Origin of the sequence: Fretibacterium fastidiosum (assembly GCF_000210715.1) — a bacterium.
GTDB classification, from domain to species: domain Bacteria; phylum Synergistota; class Synergistia; order Synergistales; family Aminobacteriaceae; genus Fretibacterium; species Fretibacterium fastidiosum.
On the sequence record NC_021038.1, the window covers coordinates 1,486,699 to 1,492,712 of the forward strand.

General features: G+C 66.8%; 9 protein-coding genes and 1 pseudogene. All 10 read right to left on the bottom strand.

Annotation, left to right across the window (positions count from 1 at the left end):
- Positions 1-410: pseudogene (locus SY1_RS06865) on the bottom strand (heavy metal translocating P-type ATPase); the annotation flags it as partial.
- Between the two features lie 149 nt (positions 411-559).
- A complete protein-coding gene (locus SY1_RS06870) occupies positions 560-775 on the bottom strand; it encodes a hypothetical protein (RefSeq protein ID WP_015556593.1) in 216 nt (71 codons plus the stop codon).
- 194 nt (positions 776-969) lie between these two features.
- The gene (locus SY1_RS06875; protein ID WP_208874018.1) at positions 970-1,539 is read right to left on the bottom strand and encodes an SDR family NAD(P)-dependent oxidoreductase; all 570 of its coding nucleotides are present in this window, start codon (positions 1,537-1,539) and stop codon (positions 970-972) included.
- The gene (locus tag SY1_RS12560; RefSeq protein WP_015556594.1) at positions 1,536-1,730 is read right to left on the bottom strand and encodes an SDR family NAD(P)-dependent oxidoreductase; all 195 of its coding nucleotides are present in this window, start codon (positions 1,728-1,730) and stop codon (positions 1,536-1,538) included. Before SY1_RS12560 ends, SY1_RS06875 begins: the two co-directional genes overlap by 4 nt.
- Entirely contained in the window at positions 1,723-2,751 is a 1,029-nt protein-coding gene (locus SY1_RS06885; RefSeq protein ID WP_015556595.1) for a 3-oxoacyl-ACP synthase III family protein, read from the bottom strand. Before SY1_RS06885 ends, SY1_RS12560 begins: the two co-directional genes overlap by 8 nt.
- Positions 2,752-2,973: a hypothetical protein gene (locus SY1_RS06890; RefSeq protein ID WP_015556596.1), complete on the bottom strand. Its 222-nt coding sequence runs from the start codon at positions 2,971-2,973 to the stop codon at positions 2,752-2,754.
- 37 nt (positions 2,974-3,010) lie between these two features.
- On the bottom strand, positions 3,011-4,084 hold the full coding sequence (locus tag SY1_RS06895; RefSeq protein ID WP_015556597.1) for a 3-oxoacyl-ACP synthase III family protein: 1,074 nt from the start codon (positions 4,082-4,084) through the stop codon (positions 3,011-3,013).
- Complete coding sequence (locus SY1_RS06900; protein WP_015556598.1) at positions 4,081-4,521, bottom strand: VOC family protein; 441 nt, start codon at positions 4,519-4,521, stop codon at positions 4,081-4,083. The genes SY1_RS06895 and SY1_RS06900 overlap by 4 nt, the downstream gene beginning before the upstream one ends.
- Positions 4,518-5,114, bottom strand: a complete 597-nt coding sequence (locus SY1_RS06905) for a sugar transferase (RefSeq protein ID WP_015556599.1) — start codon at positions 5,112-5,114, stop codon at positions 4,518-4,520. The genes SY1_RS06900 and SY1_RS06905 overlap by 4 nt, the downstream gene beginning before the upstream one ends.
- Before the next feature lie 4 nt (positions 5,115-5,118).
- Positions 5,119-6,014, bottom strand: an 896-nt coding sequence (locus tag SY1_RS06910) for a DegT/DnrJ/EryC1/StrS family aminotransferase (protein WP_208873198.1), incomplete at its 5' end; no start/stop codon positions are given.

A 6,014-nucleotide genomic window follows, 5' to 3' on the forward strand; every position in this document is an offset into this window, starting at 1 on the left:
CCGCGGGCGAGGAGGCTGTGGAGGCCCTTTCTCAAGAGGGGCATCGCGCGAAAGATCGTCAGCGCGGAACGAATGATCCGCGGCATGAGGGCCCGGACGGCAAGCCCGACGAACACGGAGGCCAGGCTTTCTCCGATGCTCCCGCCGGGGGAGGGGGCCAGCGCGGCGCCGTCGATTGGGCCGTAAAAGGAGCGGTCCAGGAGGTCCACGGCCTTGAGGACCTCGTCGCGGTGCCCCTCGCTGTAGCGGATCAAAAGGCTTCCCGTCCTGTGGGAGGCGCGGGCCTCGAGGACGCCGCTCTGCGTCTCGAGGATCGCCGCAATGGCGTAGGCCTCGGATTGTGAAAAGGACCCTGGGGGACATCGAAGCCGTATGCGCCCCGGAAGTTGGTGTTCGATGGTGTATTCCATTACGCTTCGTTCCTTTGGCTGGCTGACGGTCAAGCCGTCAGACTCGTTGTCGGTGCCGCCTCCTTTCGGAAGCGGCACCATGGATTTTGGACGGAGGTCAGAAAAAAAGGCCGCCGGACGTCCGGCGGCCCGGTTGCGCCGAGGCTTCCCTATTCGTCCGCCTTCTGGCGGGCCTCGGCGGCGATGTCCTCCAGGCTCTCCTTCGCGCGTTCGGCGAAGCCGGCCACCTGCTCCTTCAGCTTCATCCCCTTGACGGCCACGGCCACGGCCGCAGCGCGGCCGGCTTTGCTCTTGACAAAACAGGCGGCTCCGATGCCGGCAGCGAGCCCCGCCACAAACGCCCAGCTCTTTTCACTCAAGCTCATCCTGCGCTCACTCCTTTCACAAACATCAACGCTAAAGCGCGCCCCAAACGCGGCAAGGGCAGCGCACGGCCCTGTCGAGGCTGTCCTGCGGACCGCAGGAACGGCGTCGCGCCACGGGCCTCGACCCAGCTCTATTTTATCACGCGGCCCCCGATTTGAAGGGCCGGTCCGTTCGGGACGCGAGGCCCGCGGCGTCAGGCGAAGGACCAGCCGCCGTCTATCGTCAGGTTGACGCCCGTGATGCGGCGGCTGGCGTCGGACAGGAGGAAGAGGATGGGGTCCGCCACGTCTTCGGGGGCCAGCGTGCCGAGCTTCGCCCTGTCCAGCACCTCCTTTTGATACCACCCGTCGCCCAGCCGTTCGCGGGTGGCGTGCTGCATGGGGGTGTCTACGGGGGCGGGGGACACGCAGTTGAAGCGGATCCCCCGCGGGGCGTACTCCGCGGCCAGCGATCGGACGGCGGCGATGAGGGCGCCCTTCGTGGCGCAGTAGGCGCTGAGCCCCGTCTGTCCTGCCGTCGCGGAGATGGAGGCCACGGCGACGACGCTCATTTCGGGAGCGTAGCGCCCGCGCCGGCAGATCGCCCTGGCCAGTGCCATGAAGGACAGCCAGTTGACGCGCATCAGCTCCTCCGCGGCTTCGGCGCTCAGGTCGCGGAGCAGGACCGTCGGCGCAACGCCTGCGCTGTGCACAAAGCCCGACAGAGGGGGCGTGCCACCGAGGGCCTCGGCGATGGCCGGCTCAAGGCCCTCCCTCCGGCTCAGGTCGAGCGGGACCCACCGGTGCCCCGTGCCGTCGGCTGGCTGGCGGTTTCAGCGAGCCGCGCCTCGTCGCGGCCGGTCAGGATGAGCTTTGCCCCCCGTTGGGCGGCCCGTATCGCGACGCAGCGCCCGATGCCGGAGGACGCGCCGGTCACGAGGATGAGATGCCCCTCCAGAGCGAAGGGATCAGTCATGAGAACGCCTCCATTTCAATACGGTGCTCCCCCAGGAGTATCCGATGCCGAAGCCGCACAGCAGGACGTTGTCTCCGGGCCTCAGCGCGTCCATGCGGTCCCGCAGGGCGATGGGGATGGAGCTGGACGAGGTGTTGCCCACGCGCTCGAGGTCGATGCAGAAGCGACTTGGGTCGATGTCCAGTTTGGCCCGCAGCGTCTCCAGGATCATTCGGTTCGCCTGATGAAAGACGAACAGGGCGACGTCCTCCTTGCTCATTCCGTTCTTCTCCAGGGCGGCCCTGAAGGTCTTCGGCGCTTCCCGCACGGAGAAGCTGAAGATCTCCATGCCGTCCATAAAGAGCGTGTCCTGGCTGCGGACGTTTCCCGCCGGGTCCGCAATGGAGCGTGCCGTCTCCGGGGAGTGGGGAAGGGCGGTGCCTCCGGCGGGGACGAAGAGGTTGGCGTACCCACGGCCATCCGTCCCGAGGTCGAAGTTTCCGATGGAGGCGATGGGGTCCGACGCGGAGAGCAGCGTCGCGGAGGCCCCCTCGCCGAGGAGGACGCGCGTGCTCCTGTCGGCGGGGTGCAGGTGCGATATCTTTTCCACCGTGAGCAGGAGGACGCGGCGGCAGCTGCCCGAGGCCAACAGCGCCTTGGCCATGAAAAGGCCGTAGACGTAGCCCGAACAGCCCAGCGTGAGGTCCAAGGCCCCGCAGGACGTCGGGAGGCCCAGCTTGTCCTGCACGATGCAGGCGGTGGCCGGCATGGGATAGTCCCGGCTTTGCGTAACCAGCAGGAGGAAGTCGATGGAGCTGCGGTCCACGGAGTGAAGCGAGAAGAGCTTTTCTGCGGCCTGTACGGCCATGTCCGAAGCGGGTTCCGGCCCAACGCGCCTCTCGCGAATGCCGGTCGCCCGCCAGGCCTTTTGCGGGTCCCAGTCGTAAAATTCCCGCGCCAAGTCCTCGTTGGTGACGACCTGGTCCGGAAGCCAGTACTCAATGGCCTCGATTCCGGGCTGGGTGTCCTGAAGGGCGCTCATCTACTCGTGCATTTCCTTCAGGATATCGTCCACCGTCTTGAAGCCCCGGACGGCGTCAACGCCAACGTCGCGATTGAAGCGCGCGGTGAACATCGCCAGCACGGAGAGCTTGCTGAGGGAGTCCCAGCAGTCCAGCGTCTCCAGCAGGGTGTCGGGCTTCACGTCCTTTGGGTCGGCCTCGATGGTCTCGATCAGGAGTGCCAGCTTTTCCTCGTTCGTCATTCTTAAAAGAACCTCCATTAAAAAATAATATAAGGGGTTATGCCATCGAGCCCTCGTCGTATTCGATGAGGGGCGGGCAGACGCAGGGCCCCAGGTCGATCAGGGCCGCTGCGATGGAGAGCCCGGCCCCGAAGCCGGCCAACAGGGCGCGGTTCGCCCGGCCCGCCACCTGCTGCGCCGCCTCGGAGCATACCGTCACGGGGATGGTGGCGGAGCTTGAGTTGCCGTAACGGTCGAGGCTCACAGGCATCCTCTCCAGCGGGACGTTGAGCAGCTTTGCCGTCTGCTGAATCATGAATAGGTTGGCCTGGTGCAGGAGCAGAAGGTCCACCTCCGAGGCGGAGCAGCCCGCGCCGGACAACAGGGCCTTGAGGCATCCTGGGACGTTCCGCACCACGAAGTCGAACACGGCCATGCCGTCCATGCGGATGTCGATGGGGCGCCGGACGCTGCCGTCCGGCCATTCCCGGTATTCCAGGGACCGTTCGTTGAAGGGCTGTCGGGAACGACCCTCCGGGATGATGAGGACCTCGTGTTTCGAGCCGTCCGTCAGGAAGCCGAAGTGCCAGGGCGCGGCCCCTTCGTCCGGCAGGACGAGCGTCGCGGAGCCTGCGTCTCCGAAGATCAGGGCCGTCGAGCGGTCCCTGGGCGAGGTGCAGCGCGACTGCGTCTCCCCGTCCAGCAGGAGAACCGGGGCGGCGAGGGAGCGCGCCATGAGCCCCGCCAGCCACAGCCCGTAGACGTACCCCGAACAGCCGAAGTTTGTGTCCACCGCGGAGCAGTCCTTCGGCAGGCCCAAGAGGTGCGCCGCGCGCGACGAGTTGTTGGGCATGTCGTGGTCCGGCGTCTGCGTGACGAAGATCACGCCGCCCACCGTAGCAGGGTCCAGGGCCGCAGCGTCGAGGAGCCGCTTCCCCGCCGCGACGGAGAGGTCCAGGGACGTAACGCCCGGAGGCGCGACGCGGCGCTCCCGGATGCCGGTCACCCTGATGGTGTCGGCGAGGCGGGAGCCAAAGAGTTCCGCGCCCGCAGTCCCGTTGTCCACCCTGTCCCTGGGCACGCAGGCGGCGACGCCGCCGATTTTAACGCCTGAGAGAGTACAGAATTTCATAAGAGAGAACCGTTCCTTTCAGGGCCGCTGTCGAGGGGCCCATGAACATTTTCGACAAACTCCAGGAGCCCTGTCGGCCGACTGTAAAGAAATGCCACGCGCCTTTGCCCCATCGCTGGCGCAGGGGCAGGACGCTCCAGCAGCATGAAACCCTGTTCCTGCATGGCGGCGATGTCCCGCTCGATGTCCAGGCTCTCGTAGCAGATGTGGTATGGGGAGTTTCCATTCTTCTTCAGCCAGCCACTGACCGGGGAGGATTCTTTGAGCGGTGCCACCAATTCTACCTTTACTCCGCACCTGTCCTCAAAAAATTGAATTCGCACCCCTCGTATGGCGTCATCGACGGGCGTGCCGGAGGGGGAATACCCCAAACGGTGAAATTTCTCCGCCGCGCTTTCCAGTTCGTTGACGGCATAGCCAATGTGGTGTACTTTCATGATCTATTTCCCTCGAACGGCGGCATGGTGGCCTCGCCCGACGCGGCGATGCCCTCGCGTGCCAGCACCTTTTTTATGGTGAGCAGGATGATCTTCAGGTCCAGCCCCGTCGAGCGGTGCTCCACGTACCAGACGTCCAACTCGAACTTCGCGGGCCACGAGAGCGCGTTGCGCCCGTTGACCTGCGCCCAGCCCGTGATGCCCGGCCTGACGTCGAGGCGCTTTCGTTGCCGGGCGTCGTAGAGCGGCACGTACTGCGTCAGGAGCGGGCGGGGCCCGACGAGGCTCATGTCGCCCCGCAGGACGTTCCAGAGCTGAGGCAGCTCGTCCAGGCTCGTGCGGCGCAGAAACCGCCCAAAGGGTGTCAGGCGCTCCGCGTCCGGCAGGAGGTTCCCGTCGGGGCCGCGCTCGTCCGTCATGGAGCGGAACTTGTAGAGGGCGAAGGGCCTGCCTCCGCGCCCGGCTCGCGTCTGCACGAAGACGGCGGGGGACCCCATGCGCCGCCGCACGCAGACCGCGACGGCCAGCATGACGGGGGAGAGGAGGACGAGCCCCAGTGCGGCCCCGGCGACGTCCAGAAGGCGTTTGAGCATCGGGCTAGACGGCGACGACCTTCGGCGCGCCGACGGCCTCCCGGACGGCGGCGATGACGCGGTCCTGCTGCTCCTCCGTCATGGCCGTGCCGGAGGGCAGGCACAGGCCGCGCTCGAACAGGTCCTTCGACACGTCCCGTCTCGTCTCGCAGGGCCAGTAGTCCGCCCCCTTGAAGACGGGCTGAAGGTGCATGGGCTTCCAGAGGGGCCGCCCCTCAATGTTTAGAGACTCGAGGTGCTCCAGCACGGAGAGCGGGGAGGCCTTGACGCGGTCCGTCAGGACGACGGTGGAGAGCCAGCGGTTGCTGCGGCTCCAGGACGGCTCCGACATGAAGGAGAGGCCCGGAACGTCGCCCAGCGCCTCGACGTAGCGATCGAATATCCGGCGCCTGGCCGCGATCCGTTCGTCCAGGTGCGCCAGCTGCCCGCGGCCGATGCCGGCCAGCACGTTGCTGAGACGGTAGTTCCAGCCCAGCGTGGAGTGCTGGTACCAGGGCGCGGGGTCGCGCGCCTGCGTCGCCAGAAAGCGCGCGCGGGCGATGGCCTCCTCGTCGTCGGAGAGCAGCATTCCACCCCCGGACGTCGTGATGATCTTGTTCCCGTTGAAGGAGAGCGCCGCGAAGGCCCCGAAGGAGCCGTTGGGCCGTCCCTTGTACGCCGACCCCAGCGCCTCGGCGGCGTCCTCGATCACGGGAACGCCGTAGCGCGCGGAGAGCGCCAGCAGCGGGTCCATGTCGCAGCTCTGGCCGTAGAGGTCCACCAGGATGACGGCCTTCGGCAGTTTTCCCCTTTGGGCGCAGTCGGCCAGGGCCCGCTCCAGCGCGTTGGGGCTCATGTTCCACGATCCGGGCTCCGAGTCGACGAAGGCGAGCTCCGCGCCGGCGTGAAAGGCCGGGGCGA

Excerpts from the sequence above, each read along its gene's own strand:
- SY1_RS06885 (WP_015556595.1), bottom strand. The coding sequence starts at position 2,751 with ATGAGCGCCCTTCAGGACACCCAGCCCGGAATCGAGGCCATTGAGTAC.
- SY1_RS06900 (WP_015556598.1), bottom strand. The coding sequence starts at position 4,521 with ATGAAAGTACACCACATTGGCTATGCCGTCAACGAACTGGAAAGCGCG.
- SY1_RS06890 (WP_015556596.1), bottom strand. The coding sequence starts at position 2,973 with ATGACGAACGAGGAAAAGCTGGCACTCCTGATCGAGACCATCGAGGCC.
- SY1_RS06895 (WP_015556597.1), bottom strand. The coding sequence starts at position 4,084 with ATGAAATTCTGTACTCTCTCAGGCGTTAAAATCGGCGGCGTCGCCGCC.
- SY1_RS06905 (WP_015556599.1), bottom strand. The coding sequence starts at position 5,114 with ATGCTCAAACGCCTTCTGGACGTCGCCGGGGCCGCACTGGGGCTCGTC.
- SY1_RS12560 (WP_015556594.1), bottom strand. The coding sequence starts at position 1,730 with ATGACTGATCCCTTCGCTCTGGAGGGGCATCTCATCCTCGTGACCGGC.
- SY1_RS06870 (WP_015556593.1), bottom strand. The coding sequence starts at position 775 with ATGAGCTTGAGTGAAAAGAGCTGGGCGTTTGTGGCGGGGCTCGCTGCC.